The organism is Pseudomonas sp. MSSRFD41 (assembly GCF_014230245.1).
Classification (GTDB): domain Bacteria; phylum Pseudomonadota; class Gammaproteobacteria; order Pseudomonadales; family Pseudomonadaceae; genus Aquipseudomonas; species Aquipseudomonas piscis.
Genome location: NZ_JACKZK010000016.1, coordinates 144,440 through 162,750, shown reverse-complemented (window position 1 = coordinate 162,750; position 18,311 = coordinate 144,440). Strand labels below are relative to the sequence as shown.

Genomic DNA, 18,311 nt, shown 5'->3' with positions numbered 1-18,311 from the left:
ACAAAAAAACCGCAGCGCTGCGGTTTTTTTGTGGGTGGCGTAGCCCAGGAAGTCAGACCACCAGCGACAGCAGCAGGATGAAGATCAGGCCCACCACCGACAGGATGGTCTCCATGGCCGTCCAGGTCTTGAAGGTCTCGGCCACGGTCATGTTGAAGTACTGCTTGACCAGCCAGAAGCCGGCATCGTTGACGTGGGACAGGATCAGCGACCCGGCGCCGGTGGCCAGTACCAGCAGCTCGCGGTTGACCCCGGGAATCATCCCCACCACCGGGACCACGATCCCGGCGCCCGTGATGGTGGCCACGGTGGCCGAACCGGTGGCGATGCGGATCACCGCCGCCACCAGCCAGGCCAGCAGGATCGGCGAGATCTGCGCATTGACCGCCATGTGGCCGATCACATCCCCCACGCCACTGGTCACCAGCATCTGCTTGAAGCCGCCGCCGGCACCGATGATCAGGATGATCGCCGCGGTCGGCGCCAGGCTGGCGTCCAGGAGCTTGAGCATGCGCTTGGAGTCGATGTTCTGCTTGTAGCCGAAGGTGTACAGCGACAGCAGCAACGCCAGGAGCAAAGCGGTGATCGGGTGGCCGATCATGTCCATCCAGATGCGGAAGAAGTGCCCGTCGGCCAGGGCCACGTCGGCGAAGGTCTTGAGCAGCATCAGGAACACCGGCAGCAGCACGGTCACCAGGGTCACGCTGAAGCTGGGCAGCTCGCTGCTCTGGGGTTCGCGGGCCAGCTGGTCCACCAGCTCCTGGGAGGGATTGCCGGGGATGTACTTGGCAATGAAGGTGCCGTAGATCGGGCCGGCGATGATCGCCGTGGGCAGCGCCACGATCAGGCCGTAGAGGATGGTCTTGCCGATATCGGCGCCGAACACGCCGATGGCCAGCAGCGGCCCCGGGTGCGGCGGCACCAGGCCGTGGACCGCGGACAGGCCGGCCAGCAGCGGGATACCGATCTTGATCAGCGAGACCCCGGTACGCCGGGCGACGATGAACACCAGCGGGATCAGCAGCACGAAGCCGATCTCGAAGAACAGCGGGATGCCCACCAGGAAGGCGGCGAACATCATCGCCCACTGCACCCGCTCCTTGCCGAACGAGCGGATCAGGGTCTGGGCGATCTGATCGGCGCCGCCGGACTCGGCCATCATCTTGCCGAGCATGGTGCCCAGCGCCAGGATGATGCCGACGAAGCCGAGCACGCCACCGAAGCCGTCCTGGAAGGCCTTGATGATCTTGTCCACCGGCATGCCCGAGGTCAGGCCCAGGAAGCCGGCCGCGATGATCAGGGCGATGAAGGGATGCAGCTTGAAGCGGGTGATCAAGACGATCAGCCCGATGATGGTGACCACTGCATCAACCAGCAGATAGGTCTCTTGGGACATGCCAAACATGAGTTTGCCTCCGGTTTGTTGTTTTTATTAAAGCGTTAAAAACAAGGGCCGAGTGGATAGCGCTACCTTTTTCGAGGCGACACTTAGCGTGAAGTTTCGAGGCCGTTTGCCAGCCACCATTGGTGGGCCAGCTCGGCCAGGCGCAGGACGCTCAGGTTGCTGGCATCCAGGACCAGGGTGAGCGGTTCCCCGACCGGGGACTCGAGGGTGGCGAACTGGCTGTCGATCAGGGTCGATGGCATGAAATGCCCTGGCCGGTGCGCCACGCGGTCGGCGGCGACTTGCGGAGTCAGTTCGAGGAAGACGAAGCCCAGGCCAGGGGTCGCGGCGCGCAGGCGCTGGCGATATTTGTGCTTGAGGGCCGAGCAGGTCAGCACCGGCTGCTGGCCGGCGGCCAGGGCGCGACGCAACTCCTCGCACAAGCTGTCGAGCCAGCCGGCGCGATCGTCGTCGTCGAGGGGGATTCCGGCACTCATCTTGGCGATGTTCGCGGCAGGGTGGAACGTATCGCCTTCAATGGCCGTGGCACCGCTGCGCTGGCACAGGGCCTGGCTGACGCTGGATTTGCCACAGCCGGCAACGCCCATGATGACCAGGGCGGTAATAGGTTGACTCATATAAGACCTCAGCGCGCAGACAGCGCTACCTTCGCTAGTTCTAGTTCTAGTACAAAAACAGTGTCTGCCGACGCCTTCTTGTCATTTTTGTGGGTTGCCGCGTATATAGTCCGCCAAAACCAAAGAGCGAGGCGTCAGGCACACCTCGCTCACGCATTGCAGCTGTTTTAGGACAGCGCTACCTTAGTGACTTGAATTTTGTTTGGCAAGCCGTCTGATGACCACCCAGAAGAACGATAAAAATTCCCGTACCACGGGCCGCCCAACCCTCAACGAAGTCGCACGCCTGGCTGGCGTCAGCCCGATCACCGCTTCCAGGGCGCTGCGCGGCGTCAGCAGCGTGGCCACCGAACTGGTGGAAAAAGTGCAGAAGGCGGCACTCGAGCTCAACTACGTGGTCAACTCCGCCGCCCGCGCCCTGGCCTCGGCCCAGAGCCAGTCGGTGGTGGTACTGGTGCCGTCGCTGTCGAACCTGTTGTTCATCGAAACCCTGGAAGCCATCCACCAGGTACTGCGGCCAAAGGGCTTCGAAGTGCTGATCGGCAACTACCACTATTCGCGCGATGAAGAAGAGAACCTGCTGCGCAACTACATGACCTACCAGCCCCGGGGTTTGCTGCTGACCGGTTTCGACCGCACCGAAAGCGCCCGGCGGATGATCGAGGCCAACAACATTCCCTGCGTCTACATGATGGACCTGGACACAGCCTCCGGGATCAACTGCGTGGGCTTCTCGCAGCTCAGCGCCGGGGAGACCGCCGCCCAGCACCTGATCTCCCGCGGGCGCCGGCACCTGGCCTACATCGGCGCACAACTGGACCAGCGCACCCTGCTGCGCGGCGAAGGCTTCCGCCGGGCCCTGCAGGCTGCCGGGTTGTACAACCCGGACCTGGAACTGCTGACCCCACGCCCCTCCTCCGTGGGCCTGGGTGGCGAGCTGTTCCTGCAACTGATGCAGAGCCAACCCCAGGTGGACGCGATCTTCTTCGGCAACGACGACCTGGCCCAGGGCGCCCTGCTGGAAGCCATGCGCTGCGGCATCAAGGTTCCCGAACAGGTGGCGGTGCTGGGCTTCAACGACCTGCCGTCCTCGGAATACATGGTGCCGCGCCTGAGCAGCATCAGCACCCCACGGGAAGCCATTGGCCGGCGCGCCGCCGAGCAGATGCTGACCCTCCTGGCCGGCAACAGCGTGGCCGAACCGGTGGTGGACATGGGCTTCGAGCTCAGGGTCCGCGAAAGTACCTGAGGCGCCTCAAGCGCGCACGCTCAAGACACCCAGCAACAGGCCGAAACCCACCAGCACCGCGCCGAACAGTTGATCGATCCGGCGCTTGCAGGCCAGCAGCCGGCCAGCGATGGCCGGCGCCGAGAAAAACAGCGCCACCGCCACGAACCACAGCACATGGGCCAGGACGATGATCGCGCCGTAGCCCAACTGCACCGGCAAGCGGGTTCCCGGCTCGATCACCTGCATGAACAGGCTGAGGACGAAGATCATCGTCTTCGGGTTCAGCGCATTGGTCAGCAGGCCACTGCCCAGGGCCGCCCAACCGGACATGGCCTGGCCCTGCATTGGCGCCCCCTGCCCAGTCGACGCCGGGCTGCGCAGCAGCTTGTATCCCAGGTAGATGAGGTACAGCGCCCCGGCGACCTTCAGCACCGTGAACCACAGCAGCGACTGCTGCAGCAGCATTCCCACCCCCAGCAAGCTGTAGCCGATATGCAGCATGACCCCGAGCCCGATGCCCAAGGCAGTGAGCACGCCGTGGCGCCGCGAAAGCATCAGGCTATTGCGGGTGACCAGGGCAAAATCGGCTCCGGGGCTGAGCACCGCGAGCATGGTAATGGTGAGTACGACTAACAGTTCGGTCACGATAGCTACGCCTTGGTTATAGAATCAGGCGCTACTGTATGTGGACCGCCACGGAAACAGCCAACGATGAAAACTGACATTCACGGTGATAAAAACTCACAATCATTACGTCGCCGCCTGCCGCCCCTGGGAGCCCTGCGCTGCTTCGAGGCCGCGGCGCGCCTGGAGAGCTTCACTCGCGCCGGTGCCGCCCTGCACCTGACCCATGGCGCCATCAGCCGCGCCGTACGAGCCCTGGAAGATGACCTGGGCACGCCGCTGTTCGAGCGGCGCAGCCACCGGGTATTCCTCACCCCTGCTGGCCATGAACTGTTGCACAGCGTGAGCCAGGCCCTGGACCTGATCGAAGGCACCACCAGCCGCTTGCGCGCATCCGAACCCAAGGCGCCGCTGGTGCTGTCCTGCGAGCCAACCTTGTTGATGCGCTGGCTGATCCCGCGACTGCCGCAGTTCCAGGCCCAGTACCCTGAGGTGTCGATCCAGTTGCTGGCCGGCGGCGGGCCTTTCTCTTTCGATGCCGGGATCGACCTGGCGATTCGCCGCAACGATTTCACCTGGAGCACCCCAACCCAGGCCCACTGGCTATTCGACGAGAGCATCGGCCCAGTCTGCCGCCCCGAACGCCAGGCCGATTGGGCGCCCCTGGACCAGGGGCTGGCGCGCCTGAGCGAACACGCACCACGACTGCACAGCGCCACCCGCCCCGAAGCCTGGCAGCAGTGGTTGCAGCTACAGCGACAACCAGGCCAGGCGACGCCCCAGGAACAGGTCTTCGAGCATTTCTATTTCAGCCTGCAAGCAGCGGTGGCAGGCCTGGGAGTGGCCATGGCGCCCTGGCAACTGGTGCGCGACGACCTGGCCAGCGGGCTGCTATGCGCGCCTTTCGGCTTCATCGCCGATGACAGTGCCTATTACCTGCTGGCGCCACAGCCCATCGACGAAGACTCGGCGGCCGGGCAGTTGCTGCGCTGGCTGCGCCAGCAAGCCCTGCCCACTGCCTAAGCCCCTGGCATCAGCGGCTGATCCAGGGCCGGGTCCTGGCCGCTGAGCAACTGCACCAAGGCCAGGGCACCCTTCTGCAACGGCTGGTTCTTGAGCCATACCGCATGCACCGGCAAGGTCAGGCCGTTGTCGATGTTCTTGAAACGCAGGCGCTGCAGACGCCCGGCCGCGAACAGCGGGCGCAACACCGACAGCGGGAAGTTGCCCCAGCCGATCCCCGCTTCCACCATGTGCAGGGCCATGGCCAGGCTATCGGTACGCCAGCGGGATTCGCCCACCAGGGGCCGGGTATCGCTGATGGGCAAGTCGCGGCTGGCCACCACCACCTGGCGCACCTGGATCAGATCCTCCAGGTACAGGCTGCCGTCGCTGGCCTGGAACAGCGGATGGCGGGCGGAAATACAAGCCGTCATGCGCTCGCTGCCCACGTACTGGAAATACTCCAGGGCGTTGACGCTCAAGCCGGCGAATGCCACCGCGACACTGGCCCGCCCGCTGTGCAGCAACTGCAGCACATCGTCCTGGGGCGCACTGAGCACTTCCACCTCCAGCAACGGGTAACGTTCGGCAATCAGCTTGATCGCCGCCAGCACTCGCTGCTTGTCGATATCGTCCACCACCGCTACCGCCAGCTTGCTTTCCAGGCCCAGGGACAACTCGACGGCATGCACCTGCAACTGTCGCAACTGGTCGGCGATCAAGCGCGCATGGGGCGCCAGGGACAAGGCCAGGGGAGTGGGTACTGGCTCGCGATGGCTGCGATCGAACAAGGCATAACCCAGCTCGGCCTCGAGGTTGGCGATCCCCATGCTCACCGCCGAGGGCACCTTGCCCAGGGACCGGGCAGCCGCGGAAAAAGACCCGCGCTCGAGCACGGCAAGAAACAACTGGATGCTGTCGCTGGAAAAATTCATGGCACCAACCTATCAGAAATACTGAAAGCTTCCGACTTTTTCTGTCACTCCAACTGAAGCTATCGTTCAGACCCTTGCCAGCCCGGCCCTGGCCACTCCATTCAAGACAAAGGAACCCCCATGCAAGGCGTGAAACGCAAACTGGTCTACGTCTCCCTGTTCGAAGTGTTCGGCATGACCTTCTCGGCCCTGGGCCTGGCCCTGCTGTCCGGCACCTCGCCCACCAGCACCGGCCCGCTGGCCGTGATCATCACCAGCATCGCGGTGACCTGGAACTTCATCTACACCAGCCTGTTCGAGCGCTGGGAAAGCCGCCAGGCCTCGCGCACCCGGACCGTCAAGCGGCGCATCGCCCATGCCGTGGGCTTCCAATTGACGCTGATCGTGTTCCTTATCCCGCTAATCGCCTGGTGGATGAACATCAGCCTGGTACAGGCCTTCCTGCTGGACCTGGCGCTGATCCTGTTCATCCCGTGCTACACCTTCGCCTTCAACTGGCTGTTCGACCGAGTCTTCGGCCTGCCCGCCTCGGCGCTGCCCGACCCGGCCTGAAAGCCGCCAGCGCTGCGCCGGGTAAATTGCCCGTCGCGCAGCCCGCGCGACGCTGATAGATTCCCATGACCTGCCAGAACCAAGTACAAGGAAGCGTCATGGGAACCCCCTGCAGAATTCTCGGTAAAGCCTCGTCCATCAACGTCAGGAAAGTCTTGTGGACCTGCGAGGAACTTGGCTTGCCCTATCAACAGGAAGACTGGGGCAGCGGCTTTCGCTCCACCCATACCCCTGAGTTCCTGGCCCTCAACCCCAATGCCCAGGTGCCCGTGCTGATCGACGACGCCGGCGTCCTGTGGGAGTCCAACAGCATCTGTCGCTACCTGGCCAACCTGCATCCAGGCAGCGGCCTGTTGCCGATCGCTCCACGGGCCAAAGCCCTGGTTGAGCAGTGGATGGACTGGCAGGCCACGGAGCTCAATCCGTCCTGGAGCTATGCATTCATGGGCCTGGTGCGCCAGCATCCCGATTGCCAGGACAGCCGGCGCCTGGGGGCCAGCCTGCTGGCCTGGAATGCCAAGATGCAGATCCTCGAACAGCAATTGGCCCGCACCCAGGCCTATGCGGCCGGCGATGAGTTCAGCCTGGCGGATATCGTCCTCGGGCTCTCGGTCAATCGCTGGCGAATGACCCCCATGGAGCACCCGGACTTGCCCGCCGTGGCGGCCTACTACGAACGCCTGAGCCAACGCCCGGGCTTCCTCCTGCATGGACGCAACGGCACGCCTTGATCCGGCTCACTCAATCGCTGGAAGTACGACATGGACAGGCTCAACGTACTGCTGGCCGGGATCGCAAATCATCGCAAACGTCCTCCAGCCAGACTTCGGCATCGCCATTACCTATTGAGCCTGTCCCCGCCCCTGGCAAGCCGGTTTTGCCAGGAAGCGGCAAGAACTGTCCGCTTTCTGCCTCCACAGGCCTAATACCGGCCTCAACCCATTGATTTGCAAGGGCCTGATGATGGGCATGGAACTTGCTAAACCCTTGGCCTGGTTCCCTTATACAGGTTCTCGATCATGTTCGTTAACGCCCAGACCTCCGTTTCAGTGCAGCCTACCGCGCGCACCGACATGGACCCGACCACGGCCGCCGCCAGTGCGTTGTACAGCGGCATGCTGCAACAAGCGCAACAATCGGTGACCGTCCCGGCAACCCAGTCCAACCAGCAACAGGCCAATAACGTCGACGACAACGTCAACGCCGCTTTCGCCAAGACCCGCGTCCTGCTGCAACAAGCCACGCCGCCAGCCGCCAATACGCCACAGGCCAACAACGCGACCCAGAGCGATGCCCTGTCCGACTTCAAGGACTACATGAGCAAAAGCCCCGAGCAGCGCCTGCGCGACAGCATCCTCAAGGAGCTGGGACTGACCGAGGAAGACCTGAAGAACCTGCCGCCGGAGCGCCAGATGGCGATCAACCAGGAAATCACCCAGCGCATGCAAGACAAGGTGAAACTGGCCAAGGAAGAACAGCAGCAGTCCAAGGACAGCGTGAAGCCGCTGGAAGAGAAGTTCCTCGCTTCTCTGTAAAGACTGGCGGTGTAAAGCCGGATAATGAACAAGGGTTCCCATCGGGAACCCTTTTTCGTACCTGGCCGGCTACTGCAATTGCAGGGATGAATTGAATTGGCTGATGGCATCCACCACATGCCGCGAGCCTTGCTGGATCTCCAGGATCACCTCCCCCGCCTCGTTCGCCAGCTCGACGCCCAGCCCGGTGCGGCTCAGGCTCGATTGCATGCTGGTAACCGCGCTCTTGGACAGGTCGTGGTTCTTGCGCACCACCTCGACGATCTCCACCGTCGCCTGGCTGGTACGAGCCGCCAGGCTGCGCACCTCGTCCGCCACCACCGCGAAACCTCGCCCATGCTCTCCAGCCCGGGCAGCCTCGATGGCGGCATTGAGCGCCAGCAGGTTGGTCTGGTCGGCGATCCCGCGGATGGTCTGGACGATGGTGCCGATGATCTCCGACTGTTTGCTCACCGCGTCGATGCTGAGCGCCGCTTCGTTCAGGTCGCGGGAAATCTGCTGGATGATGCCCACCGTCTGCTGCACCACCTCCGAGCCCTTCTGCGCGCAGGCGTCGTTCTGCACCGAGGTGCTATGGGCCGATTCAGCGGCGGACTGCAAGGTGGTCATCTGCTGGGTGATGTCGCTGGCGAACTTGACCACCTTGTACAGCCGCCCCTTGGCATCGAACAGCGGATTGTAGGAGGCCTCGAGGAACACCGTCTGGCCATACTTGTTCTCCCGCTCGAAGCGATGGGAGTGGTACTCGCCACGGTTCAGCGAGGCCCAGAACTGCTTGTACTCGGCCGACTCGTATTCGGCCCGGTGGCAGAACATGCTGTGGTGCTGGCCGACGATCTCGGCGAGGGAGTACTGCATGGTCTTGAGGAAGTTGTCGTTGGCCGTGATGATCCGGCCGTCCGGGCTGAACTCGATGATTGCCATGGAGCGTCCGATGGCGTTGAGCAGGCTCTGGTTCTCATGCTCCAGGTGAATCCGGTCGGAAATGTCCGAGGCGACCTTGATCACGCTCCTGACCTGGCGATTGGCGTCGAACACCGGCATGTAGCTGGCTTCGAGCCAGATCTCCTCGCCTTTCTTGTTCAGCCGCACGAAGGTGTCGCTGATCGGCTCGCCCCGGGCCAGGTCACACCAGAGCTTGTTGTAGTCCTCGCTGCGGTAGAACTCTTCTTCGCAGAAAATCCGGTGATGCTTGCCGCGTATTTCCTCGATGGAATAACCCATGATCTGGCAGAAGTTGTCATTGGCGTCGAGGATGACTCCGTCGGGGGAAAACTCGATCATCGCCATGGAACGACTGATGGCCGCCAACTTGCCGTTGGCTTCACTCAGGGCGCAGTTGAAACGCTCGATTTCCAGCAGGTCAGCCTTGTGATGTAGGTTAAACATGGTTGTATCACCTTCAACGCGGTCTTTTGATTGACGGAAGTTCCTAGTCTTTCAACTGATCCACCACAACGTTCATAAAACATGGCAAGCGCTCCCTGCATATGTGCAAGGAAGTGTCAGGTGATAAATGATGTTTAATCGGAGAGTCCATGTTGCAACACTCTTATCAAGCCATCCTTTTCTCGATGACCCATTGCCGGGCCGAACCTAACAGGACATCAGGCTCCCTCCGAGCGAACCCTGCTGAGCCGGCGGCGCATCTGGCCAAGCACTCTTGCGGTGACTGACAACTCCGGCGCAGCGTTCTGGAAAGAGTCGAACAAACATCGTCTACATGGACATGAACATCGCGAAGCAGATATTCAAAGGCCGACGGATACGAATTTTCACGCTTGAGCATAGACAGCCGGCGACTCTATGCAAGTCCACTAGTCAGGCTGTTCGCGCAACTTTCCAGGCATTGCAGTTGATTAGCGATCATGTAACAGACAAGACAAGAACATTGCCTGTTTACTGCTCTTGAAGAACCTGCCGTCAACGCTCGTCGAGAATGTCGAGGAAGGCTCGCACCAACGCATTGGGCTCGCTGCCAGTGGCCGGCACCAGGGCGAACTCACGTTCCAGGGCAATGGTCAAGGGCAGTACCCGCAGCCCCTGGCGCTGCTCGGGCAAGGTGCTGCGGGGCACCAGGGTCACCCCCAGCCGCTCGCGCACCAGACTGAAGGCGCTGTTCCACTCGCGCACCTCGACCCGTACATCCGCCAGCGTCATCCCAGCAGCTGCAGCCAGGCTGCGGGCGTTCACCGAACAACCACCGGTGGCCAGGATGAAAGGCTGCTCCAGAAGGCTCACCAAGTCGATGCTCGACTCCGGCCAGGGATGATCCTCAGGCAATACCGCCACCCAGGAATCGCGGCCCAGCAACCACGAACGACGTTCAGGTCCCGGGTTGAGCACCACGCCCAGGTCCACCAGTTGCGCGTCGAGCAAGGCATGCACTTCGTCGTCGCTGACCTCCAGCTGCACTACCTCGATCCCCGGGTAGAGCTGGTTGAAGCGTTGCAGCAATGACGGCATGAAGGTCGCCATCACCACCGGAAACCCTGCCAGGCGCAGGCTGCCCCTGGGAATGCCACGGGCGGTGTCCACCAACTGGCGAATCTGCGCCAGGGCGCCGAGCATCACTCGTGCCTGTTCCAGCACTTGCAGACCGATCGCCGTGGGCAGGACCCGGCGGTGGTCACGGACGAACAAGCGAACGCCGAGCATCTCCTCCATCTGCGCCAGGGCCTGGCTGGCGCCGGATTGCGTCATGCCCACTTGCCCGGCGGCGCGGGTGATGGTGCCGTACTCGGCAATGGCCACCAACAACCGCCAGTGCATCAAGTTCATCATGACAGTAGCTATCCTTATGGAGTATTTCTGAAAGAGTAATTTTACCCATGTTGCCGGTGTACTCCACACTGGCTCCACCTTCACCTCAAAGGGAATTGCCCATGAAACTCTACTACGCTCCCCAAGCCTGCTCGCTGGCCTCCCACATCATCCTGCGGGAACTGCAATTGCCGTTCGAACTGGTCCGCGTCGACGTCCACACCAAACGCACCGCGGACGGCCAGGACTTCTACAGCATCAACCCCAAGGGCTATGTGGTGGCCCTGCAACTGGACAACGGCGAGCTGCTGACCGAGGGGCCGGCGGTCCTGCAATACCTCGCCGATCTCAAGCCCGAGGCCGGCCTCGCCGCGCCCAACGGCACCTGGCAGCGGGTCCGCCTGCAAGAGACCCTGAATTTCATCACCACCGAAGTCCACGGCATCCTCAACTGGCTGTTCAACCCTGATTTCGGGGACAAGGCCCGGGAAATATTCCGCCAGAAATTGGCCAAGCGCCTGGCCGTCGTAGAAAAGCAACTGGAACGCCAGGATTACCTGCAAGGCGCCCAGTTCGGAGTCGCCGATGCCTACCTGTTCACCGTGCTGCGCTGGACTGCGCTGTTCGATATCGACTTGGCGGCCTGGCCGGCCCTGGTGAAATTCCAGGCCCGCGTGGAGCAGCGCCCGGCCGTGCGCGCGGCGCTGGAAGTCGAACTGGACTGAACCGACCGCTGACACCAGACCGGTATCGGCCTGGTGCCGCTTCCCGGGTCGATCAAGAGGGTGCGAGCCGCCTGCGATCGACCCGGGATTTCCTTATAATCCGAGCTCCTCAACCTCCCGCCATGCCCATGCCCAGCTACCGCATCAGCCAGCTTGCCGAGACCTCGCGGCCCTTGCTGAACAAGTTCTATCGCCAGCACCGATCCTCCATGCGCGCCTCGACGGACGGTCAGTTGTGGGTGTTGCGCGATGGCGAGATTCTGGCGGGAATGAGCCTGAGTCCAGTGGCCCAGGGATACTGGTTGACGGGGCTGTTCGTCGCCCCGCCTCAACGCGGCCAGGGTTTGGCCGGGCGTTTGCTGGACGGCGCGCTAGGCTCGCTCCAAGGCCCGGTCTGGCTGTTCTGCCACCCGGACCTCGCCCCCTGGTACCAACGCCTGGGATTTGTCGCCGCCCCTCGACTGCCGCAACCCCTGGCCGAACGGCTGGTCCGTTACCAGCGCAGCAAACCGCTGCTGGCCATGGCCCGGCCTTGAACCCCGCAGTCAGTCGTCGGCCTGGGGATCGAGGTCGGGAAACAGCACCTCGGTGAACCCGAACTTGCGAAAATCGCTGATACGCGACGGGTACAAGCGGCCGATCAGGTGGTCGCACTCATGCTGCACCACCCGGGCATGGAACCCCGAGGCCACGCGGACGATGGGCTCACCCTTGGGATCGAAGCCTTCATAGCGGATATGCCGATGACGCTGCACCACGCCACGCATGCCAGGTACCGACAGGCAACCCTCCCAGCCCTCTTCCAGCTCCGGGTTCAGGGGGGTGATCAAAGGATTGATGAGGATGGTCTGCGGCACCGCCTCGGCGTCCGGGTAACGCTCGCTGTGCTCGAAACCGAAGATCACCAACTGCAGGTCGACGCCGATCTGCGGCGCTGCCAGCCCCACGCCACCGACGCTTTCCATGGTCTGGAACATATCGTCGATCAGCTCCCAGAGTGACGGGCTGTCGAACATCTCGGGCGGTACCGGGGGGGCGACGCGCAGCAGGCGCTCATCGCCCATCTTGAGGATTTCACGGATCATGTTCAGGCTTCGTCAGTGCTCGGCTGGAGCGAGTGATCGCGGCCCAGTCCCGAAACGTGTTGTTTGTCGCCGGGCCCGTCAAAGTCCTTTGCACCAGGATCCTTGCCTTCGGCCGACATGTGTTCGATCACCGCATTCATCTCCGCGCCCAGCAACAACACCGCCGAAGAGATGTAGAAGTACAGCAGCAGGACGATGATCGCGCCGATACTGCCATACATCGCGTTGTAGTTAGCGAAGGTTTTCACATAGTAGGCGAACCCCAGGGAAGCAATGATCCACACCACCACAGCCAGTACCGAACCTGGAGTGATGAAGCGGAACTTCTGCTTCACATCGGGCATCACGTAGTACATCAAGGCCACCGCTACCATCATCAGCAGCACGATCACCGGCCAGCGCAGGATGGTCCACAGGGTGACGATGAAATCCTCCAGGCCCACCTGCCCGGCCAGCCAGGCCATCACCTGCGGCCCCAGGACCATCAGCGCCGCAGCCGCCAGGAGCATGCCGGCGATGCCCACGGTGTAGAAGATCGACAGCGGGAAACGCTTCCAGATCGGCCGCCCCTCCACCACGTCGTAGGCGGCATTCATGGCGCTCATCATCAGCCGCACACCCGCCGAGGCGGTCCACAGGGCGATGACGATACCCACCGACAACAAGCCGCCCTTGGACTGCTGCAATTGGTCGATCACCGGGTTCACCTGCTCCAGGGCTTCCCGGGGCAACACCAGCTCGGCCTGCAAGCGCAGCCAGGAGAAGAAGTCCGGCAGGTGCAGGAAACCGATCAGGGCGATGAGGAAGAGGATGAAGGGAAACAGCGAGAACAGCATCTGGTAGGCCAGGGCCGAGGCATAGGTGGACATCTCGTCCGCGATGAACTCGTTGACCGTGCGGATCAGCACCCGATGCAAGGGCAGGCCTTTGAGATCCGGAAAAATCATAGCGTCTCCTTTCGCCGCAAAATGGTTGAAGTCGCTGGCGACTCAGGGGGCGTTTTCTACAACAAATTAGCCTAGTTGGCGAACCACAACCATGACCGACGCTGGTTCTTCAGGGCTGCGGACATGAAAACGGCCATCCGAGGATGGCCGCCGGGACAACGCTCGCGCACATCGAGTCAGGCTTTGTCGACGGTGCTCTTCACCGCATCCTTGGCCTTGCCGAGGGCCTGCTGGGCCTCGCCCTTCTTCTCCTGCAACTTGCCTTCGGCCTGCAAGCGGGTGTTGTCGGTGGCTTTGCCGACCCCTTGCTTGACGTTGCCGATGGCTTCGTTGACCAGACCCTTTGCCTTATCCGCTGTGCTACCCATGGTATTTCTCCGTGAGACGATGGTGGTTCGAACAAAAAGGGAAATGCGTTGCTACCCTGGGTTGACCTGCGGCCGTTGCGCAGAGTTTCAATTATTTTGCTCCAGCCTTCGATCGCCGATCCGCGGTTGCGCTTTATGTTTGCCAGGCAACCCTGGAGAATGCGCGGCCGTTCAGGCCAAGCCCTGAAGATCCCATTTGCGTAGGAAGCTTATGAAATTCGATAAAAAGCAGGCCATCGCCCGCAGAAACCAGGAATTGGGCCGCGCGGTGCTGGACGTCGACAATTGCCAGTTCGCGGAACTCAACCGCAACCGCAATATCTGGTGGTTCGACATCCTGCTCGCCCGCCTGGCGGTCGGCCAGCAAGAATGGCTGCACCTGCTGCTGTACACCCCGAGCACCGACCAGTTGATCCACCTGAAGGTGCCGACCAGCTTCCTGCGCAAGAAGCGCGAAGGCCTGGAGGTGCGCAACGAAGGCAAGCGCAAGGCGGCACTGAGCCTGGAGCTGAGCGCCGACAAGGACTCCTTCCTCAAGGATGTACGCCCGGCCGGCACCGGCGTGGGTTTTGCCCAGTTCCAGCAGTAATTGGCCAGCATGAAAAAGCCCCGCACTGGCGGGGCTTTTTCATGGGCGCTATGGCTTACTTCTTCACGCCGAGCTTCTTCAGTTCTTCGTCACGCAGTTCGCGGCGCAGGATCTTGCCGACGTTGGTGGTCGGCAGGGCATCGCGGAACTCCACGGCCTTGGGCACCTTGTAGCCGGTGACATTGGCGCGCATGTGGGTCATTACCTGCTCCTTGGTCAGGGTGACCCCCGGCTTGGCGACAATGAAGATCTTGATGGTCTCGCCGGACTTCTCGTCCGGCACGCCGATCGCCGCACACTGCAGGACGCCCGGCAACGAGGCCAGCACATCTTCCAGTTCGTTGGGATACACGTTGAAACCCGAGACCAGGATCATGTCCTTCTTGCGGTCGACGATACGGATGTAGCCGTCGGGCTGGATCAAGGCGATGTCACCGGTCTTCAGCCAGCCTTCGCTGTTGAGGACTTCGTCGGTGGCATCCTGGCGCTGCCAGTAGCCCTTCATCACTTGCGGGCCCTTCACGCACAGCTCGCCGACTTCACCCAGGGGCAGTTCCTCGCCAGCATCGTTGACCACGCGGCACAGGGTCGACGGCACCGGGATGCCGATGGTGCCGATCTGGATGTTCTGGATCGGGTTGACCGTGGCCACCGGGCTGGTTTCGGTCATCCCGTAGCCTTCGCAGATCGGGCAGTTGGTCACCGACTTCCAGCGCTCGGCCGCGGCCAATTGCAGGGCCATGCCGCCGGACAGGGTGACCTTCAGCGCGGAGAAATCCAGCTTGCGGAACGCCTCGCTGTTGCACAGGGCGACGAACAAGGTGTTGAGGCCGACGAAACCGCTGAACTTCCACTTCGACAGTTCCTTGACCATCGCCGGCAGGTCGCGCGGGTTGGTGATCAGGATGTTGTGGTTGCCCATCAGCATGATGGCCATGCAATGGAAGGTGAACGCATAGATGTGGTACAGCGGCAGTGGCGTGATGAGGATCTCGCAACCTTCGTTGAGGTTCGAGCCCATCAGGGCCTTGCACTGCAGCATGTTGGCCACCAGGTTGCGGTGGGTCAGCATCGCGCCCTTGGCCACGCCGGTGGTACCACCGGTGTACTGCAATACCGCCACGTCGGAGCTGGCCGGGTTGGCCTCGCGAACCGGCTGGCCGTGGCCCTTGCGCAGCACGTCGTTGAACTTGATGGCCTGGGGCAGGTGGTAGGCCGGCACCATCTTCTTCACGTACTTGACGACGCTGTTGATCACCAGGCGCTTGAGCGGCGGCAGCAGGTCGGCCACCTCGGTGATGATCACGTGCTTGACCCCGGTCTTGGGCACCACGCTCTCTGCCAGGTGGGCCATGTTGGCCAGGCAGACCAGGGCCTTGGCCCCGGAGTCATTGAACTGGTGTTCCATTTCCCGTGCGGTATACAGCGGGTTGGTGTTGACCACCACCAGGCCAGCGCGGATCGCACCGAATACCGCGATCGGGTACTGCAGCAGGTTGGGCAGTTGCAAGGCGATTCGATCGCCAGGCTGCAAATCGGTATGCTGTTGCAGGTACGCGGCAAAAGCCCCGGACAGCTCGTACAGCTCACCGTAGGTGATTGTCCTGCCGAGGTTGCTAAAGGCCGGTTTGTCAGCGAAACGTTGGCAGGATTGCTTCAACACCGCCTGAATATTCGGATACTCGTCTGGATTGATATCGGCAGCAATTCCAGCTGGGTACTTATCCTTCCAAAAGTCTTCGATCATGGAAGCCCACTCCTCAGCAACGCGAATTCATCACCGCATTCGATGCGATTTTTATTGGGTGTGTGTTTTTATTGGTGTCTTTTTTGTGGTGAGTCTGGCTTTTTACTAGGCCGAGAAGTCACAAAGCGCGCCGAGAGTAGCAGCTTTGGAAAAGGCCGCCTAGAGCCAAAGAAGCCCTGAATAGTCACAAAAATGACTCAAGACCATTAAATGGTCATTTTTAGAGTAAAAATCCTACAACCACCGATTCCGCTCTGGCCCGCGGCTTTGCGCCCGACCACAGCAGCGCGGGCAAGCCTTGCACCCACCGGCTTGCCCGCGCAAGGTCAACGGACGGGACTCAGGCGATATCGCGCAGCTCGCGGCGCAGGATCTTGCCCACCGGGGTCATCGGCAGCGACTCACGCAGGACGATGTGCTTGGGCACCTTGTAGCCGGTGAAATTCTCCTTGCAGTAGGCCTTGAGCTCTTCGAGGCTGACCCCCGTTTCCCGGGGCACGACGAATAGCTTCACGGCCTCGCCGGAGCGTTCGTCCGGCACCCCGATCACCGCGCAGTTGGCCACCTTCGGGTGGGCCATGAGTACATCCTCGATTTCGTTCGGGTACACGTTGAAGCCCGAGACGATGATCATGTCCTTCTTGCGGTCGACGATACGCACGAAACCATCCGGATCGATCACCGCGATGTCCCCTGAGCGGAACCAGCCCTCGGCGTCCAGCACCTCTGCCGTGGCCTCGGGGTTCTGCCAGTAGCCCTTCATGATCTGCGGCCCCTTGATGCACAGCTCGCCACGCTCGCCCAGCGGCAACTCGACGCCCTGGTCATCGATGACCTTGACCAGGGTGCCCGGTACCGGAAGGCCGACGGTACCCAGCCGTGAACTGTCGCCATAGGGGTTGGTGCAGGCCACCGGCGACGTCTCGGTCAAGCCATAGCCTTCGGTAATGCGGCAGCCGGTGAGTTTCTGCCAGCGCTCGGCCGTGGCCTTGACCAGCGCCGTGCCACCGGAGTTGGTCAGCTTGAGATTGGAGAAATCCAGGTGCTTGAATTCCGGGTGATCCATAAGCGCCACGAACAATGTGTTGAGGCCCAGGAATGCCGAGAACCGCCAGTTCTTCAGCTCCTTGACGAAGCCACCGATATCCCGCGGGTTGGTGATCAGCACGTTGTGGTTGCCGGTGACCATCATGCACATGCAGTTAGCGGTGAAGGCATAGATGTGGTACAGCGGCAGCGGCGCCACCATCACCTCCTGGCCCTCACGCCACTGGGTGTTGCCATCGGGGCCGTGCTGGCCGAGACAGGCACGGGCTTGCTGCATGTTGGCCACCAGGTTGCCGTGGGTCAGCATCGCGCCCTTGGCCAGGCCGGTGGTGCCGCCGGTGTATTGCAGCACGGCGATATCGTCGAGCCCTATCGCCAGCGGCTTGATGCCCTGGCCGCGTCCCAGGCGCAGGGCGCTCTTGAAGGAGATGGCCTGGGGCAGGTGGTAGGCCGGCACCATCTTCTTGACCTTGTCCACCACGGTATTGACCAGCCAGCCCTTGGCGATGGGCATCAGGTCGCCCATCCGGGCCTCGATCAAGTACTGCAGGTCGGTGTCGCCCAGCACCTCCTGGACCTTCTGCCCGAACATGTTCAGGTACACCAGGGCCCGGGCCCCGGAGTCCTTGAACTGGTGGCGCATCTCGCGCGCGGTGTACAGCGGGTTGGTGTTGACCACCACCAGCCCGGCGCGCAGGGCGCCGAACACGGCGATCGGGTATTGCAGGACGTTGGGCATCTGCACCGCGATGCGATCCCCGGGCGCCAGGTCGGTCTGGCTCTGCAGGTAGGCGGCGAACGCCGCGCTGTGGCGCTCCAGTTCGGCGTAGGTCAGGGTCACTCCCATGTTGCTGAAGGCCGGGCGGTCGGCAAATTTCTTGCAGGAACGCTCAAACACCTCGATCACCGACTTGTAGGCCCCCTGGTCGATGTCGTTGGGGACGCCGGCCGGGCGCTTATCATTCCAGAAATCAGGTTGCATTATTCTTGTCCTCTTATTTTGCCTGAACGATCCTGGCCGCCTCTGCAACGCTGCCAGGGCGGGGCTCTTCGGACGTTAGCAGCTATGGCGATTCAGGCAAATATGGGCAAGTGTGTCATTAATTGTGTGAATCTTGCTTCCAACAGGTGCCCGAATC

At 62.1% G+C, this 18,311-nt stretch carries 18 protein-coding genes and 2 pseudogenes; 8 read left to right on the top strand and 12 right to left on the bottom strand.

Going from position 1 to position 18,311, the window contains the following annotated elements; genetic code table 11:
* Positions 1-52: 52 nt before the first annotated feature.
* The gene (locus H7A76_RS22615) at positions 53-1,405 is read right to left on the bottom strand and encodes a GntP family permease (RefSeq protein ID WP_053137179.1); all 1,353 of its coding nucleotides are present in this window, start codon (positions 1,403-1,405) and stop codon (positions 53-55) included.
* An 83-nt stretch (positions 1,406-1,488) separates the two neighbouring features.
* Entirely contained in the window at positions 1,489-2,022 is a 534-nt protein-coding gene (locus H7A76_RS22610) for a gluconokinase (protein ID WP_185700555.1), read from the bottom strand.
* A gap of 217 nt (positions 2,023-2,239) precedes the next feature.
* Between H7A76_RS22610 and H7A76_RS22605 the strand changes: the two genes are divergently transcribed.
* Positions 2,240-3,271, top strand: coding sequence for a LacI family DNA-binding transcriptional regulator (locus H7A76_RS22605; RefSeq protein ID WP_185700562.1), 1,032 nt, complete (start codon positions 2,240-2,242; stop codon positions 3,269-3,271).
* A 6-nt stretch (positions 3,272-3,277) separates the two neighbouring features.
* On the opposite strand, the gene H7A76_RS22600 is transcribed toward H7A76_RS22605, so the two are convergent.
* Positions 3,278-3,898, bottom strand: a complete 621-nt coding sequence (locus H7A76_RS22600; RefSeq protein ID WP_185700554.1) for a LysE family transporter — start codon at positions 3,896-3,898, stop codon at positions 3,278-3,280.
* Between the two features lie 66 nt (positions 3,899-3,964).
* On the opposite strand from H7A76_RS22600, the gene H7A76_RS22595 reads away from it, so the two are divergent.
* Positions 3,965-4,900: a LysR family transcriptional regulator gene (locus tag H7A76_RS22595; RefSeq protein WP_185700553.1), complete on the top strand. Its 936-nt coding sequence runs from the start codon at positions 3,965-3,967 to the stop codon at positions 4,898-4,900.
* Here H7A76_RS22595 and H7A76_RS22590 read toward each other — a convergent pair.
* Complete coding sequence (locus H7A76_RS22590) at positions 4,897-5,814, bottom strand: LysR family transcriptional regulator (protein WP_185700552.1); 918 nt, start codon at positions 5,812-5,814, stop codon at positions 4,897-4,899. The two genes, H7A76_RS22595 and H7A76_RS22590, sit on opposite strands and share 4 nt — an antisense overlap.
* A gap of 120 nt (positions 5,815-5,934) precedes the next feature.
* Here H7A76_RS22590 and H7A76_RS22585 point away from each other — a divergent pair, with 120 nt between their 5' ends.
* From H7A76_RS22585 to H7A76_RS22575, 3 genes are all read left to right on the top strand, one after another.
* Positions 5,935-6,366, top strand: a complete 432-nt coding sequence (locus H7A76_RS22585) for a PACE efflux transporter (protein WP_185700551.1) — start codon at positions 5,935-5,937, stop codon at positions 6,364-6,366.
* Between the two features lie 98 nt (positions 6,367-6,464).
* On the top strand, positions 6,465-7,097 hold the full coding sequence (locus tag H7A76_RS22580; RefSeq protein ID WP_185700550.1) for a glutathione S-transferase family protein: 633 nt from the start codon (positions 6,465-6,467) through the stop codon (positions 7,095-7,097).
* A 288-nt stretch (positions 7,098-7,385) separates the two neighbouring features.
* Entirely contained in the window at positions 7,386-7,901 is a 516-nt protein-coding gene (locus H7A76_RS22575) for a hypothetical protein (protein ID WP_185700549.1), read from the top strand.
* Positions 7,902-7,970: 69 nt separating this feature from the next.
* Here the strand turns inward: H7A76_RS22575 and H7A76_RS32880 are convergent.
* The 3 genes and pseudogenes from H7A76_RS32880 to H7A76_RS22565 form a co-directional block, all read right to left on the bottom strand.
* A pseudogene (locus H7A76_RS32880) lies at positions 7,971-8,396 on the bottom strand (methyl-accepting chemotaxis protein); the annotation flags it as partial.
* A gap of 120 nt (positions 8,397-8,516) precedes the next feature.
* Positions 8,517-9,185 (bottom strand): annotated as a pseudogene (locus H7A76_RS32875) (PAS domain-containing protein); the annotation flags it as partial.
* 639 nt (positions 9,186-9,824) lie between these two features.
* Positions 9,825-10,685 (bottom strand): LysR family transcriptional regulator, encoded by an 861-nt coding sequence (locus tag H7A76_RS22565; protein WP_185700547.1) that lies wholly within the window; start codon positions 10,683-10,685, stop codon positions 9,825-9,827.
* A 101-nt stretch (positions 10,686-10,786) separates the two neighbouring features.
* Between H7A76_RS22565 and gstA the strand changes: the two genes are divergently transcribed.
* Together gstA and H7A76_RS22555 are read left to right on the top strand one after the other, a co-directional pair.
* Entirely contained in the window at positions 10,787-11,389 is a 603-nt protein-coding gene (gene gstA / locus H7A76_RS22560; protein WP_185700546.1) for a glutathione transferase GstA, read from the top strand.
* A gap of 128 nt (positions 11,390-11,517) precedes the next feature.
* Positions 11,518-11,925, top strand: coding sequence for a GNAT family N-acetyltransferase (locus tag H7A76_RS22555; protein ID WP_185700561.1), 408 nt, complete (start codon positions 11,518-11,520; stop codon positions 11,923-11,925).
* A gap of 9 nt (positions 11,926-11,934) precedes the next feature.
* Here H7A76_RS22555 and def read toward each other — a convergent pair whose 3' ends face one another.
* The 3 genes from def to H7A76_RS22540 all read right to left on the bottom strand — a co-directional run bounded on the left by def (position 11,935) and on the right by H7A76_RS22540 (position 13,789).
* Positions 11,935-12,474, bottom strand: a complete 540-nt coding sequence (gene def / locus H7A76_RS22550) for a peptide deformylase (RefSeq protein WP_185700545.1) — start codon at positions 12,472-12,474, stop codon at positions 11,935-11,937.
* A gap of 2 nt (positions 12,475-12,476) precedes the next feature.
* Entirely contained in the window at positions 12,477-13,421 is a 945-nt protein-coding gene (locus H7A76_RS22545) for a YihY/virulence factor BrkB family protein (protein WP_185700544.1), read from the bottom strand.
* Positions 13,422-13,597: 176 nt separating this feature from the next.
* On the bottom strand, positions 13,598-13,789 hold the full coding sequence (locus tag H7A76_RS22540; protein WP_185700543.1) for a CsbD family protein: 192 nt from the start codon (positions 13,787-13,789) through the stop codon (positions 13,598-13,600).
* Between the two features lie 211 nt (positions 13,790-14,000).
* Between H7A76_RS22540 and H7A76_RS22535 the strand changes: the two genes are divergently transcribed.
* The gene (locus H7A76_RS22535) at positions 14,001-14,378 is read left to right on the top strand and encodes a hypothetical protein (protein WP_053137205.1); all 378 of its coding nucleotides are present in this window, start codon (positions 14,001-14,003) and stop codon (positions 14,376-14,378) included.
* A 55-nt stretch (positions 14,379-14,433) separates the two neighbouring features.
* On the opposite strand, the gene fadD1 is transcribed toward H7A76_RS22535, so the two are convergent.
* Both fadD1 and fadD2 read right to left on the bottom strand, forming a co-directional pair.
* Positions 14,434-16,125 carry a long-chain-fatty-acid--CoA ligase FadD1 gene (gene fadD1, locus H7A76_RS22530; protein WP_185700542.1) on the bottom strand — a complete coding sequence of 564 codons (1,692 nt, stop codon included), beginning with the start codon at positions 16,123-16,125 and terminating at the stop codon, positions 14,434-14,436.
* Between the two features lie 340 nt (positions 16,126-16,465).
* A complete protein-coding gene (gene fadD2, locus H7A76_RS22525) occupies positions 16,466-18,154 on the bottom strand; it encodes a long-chain-fatty-acid--CoA ligase FadD2 (RefSeq protein WP_185700541.1) in 1,689 nt (562 codons plus the stop codon).
* Between the last annotated feature and the right edge of the window lie 157 nt (positions 18,155-18,311).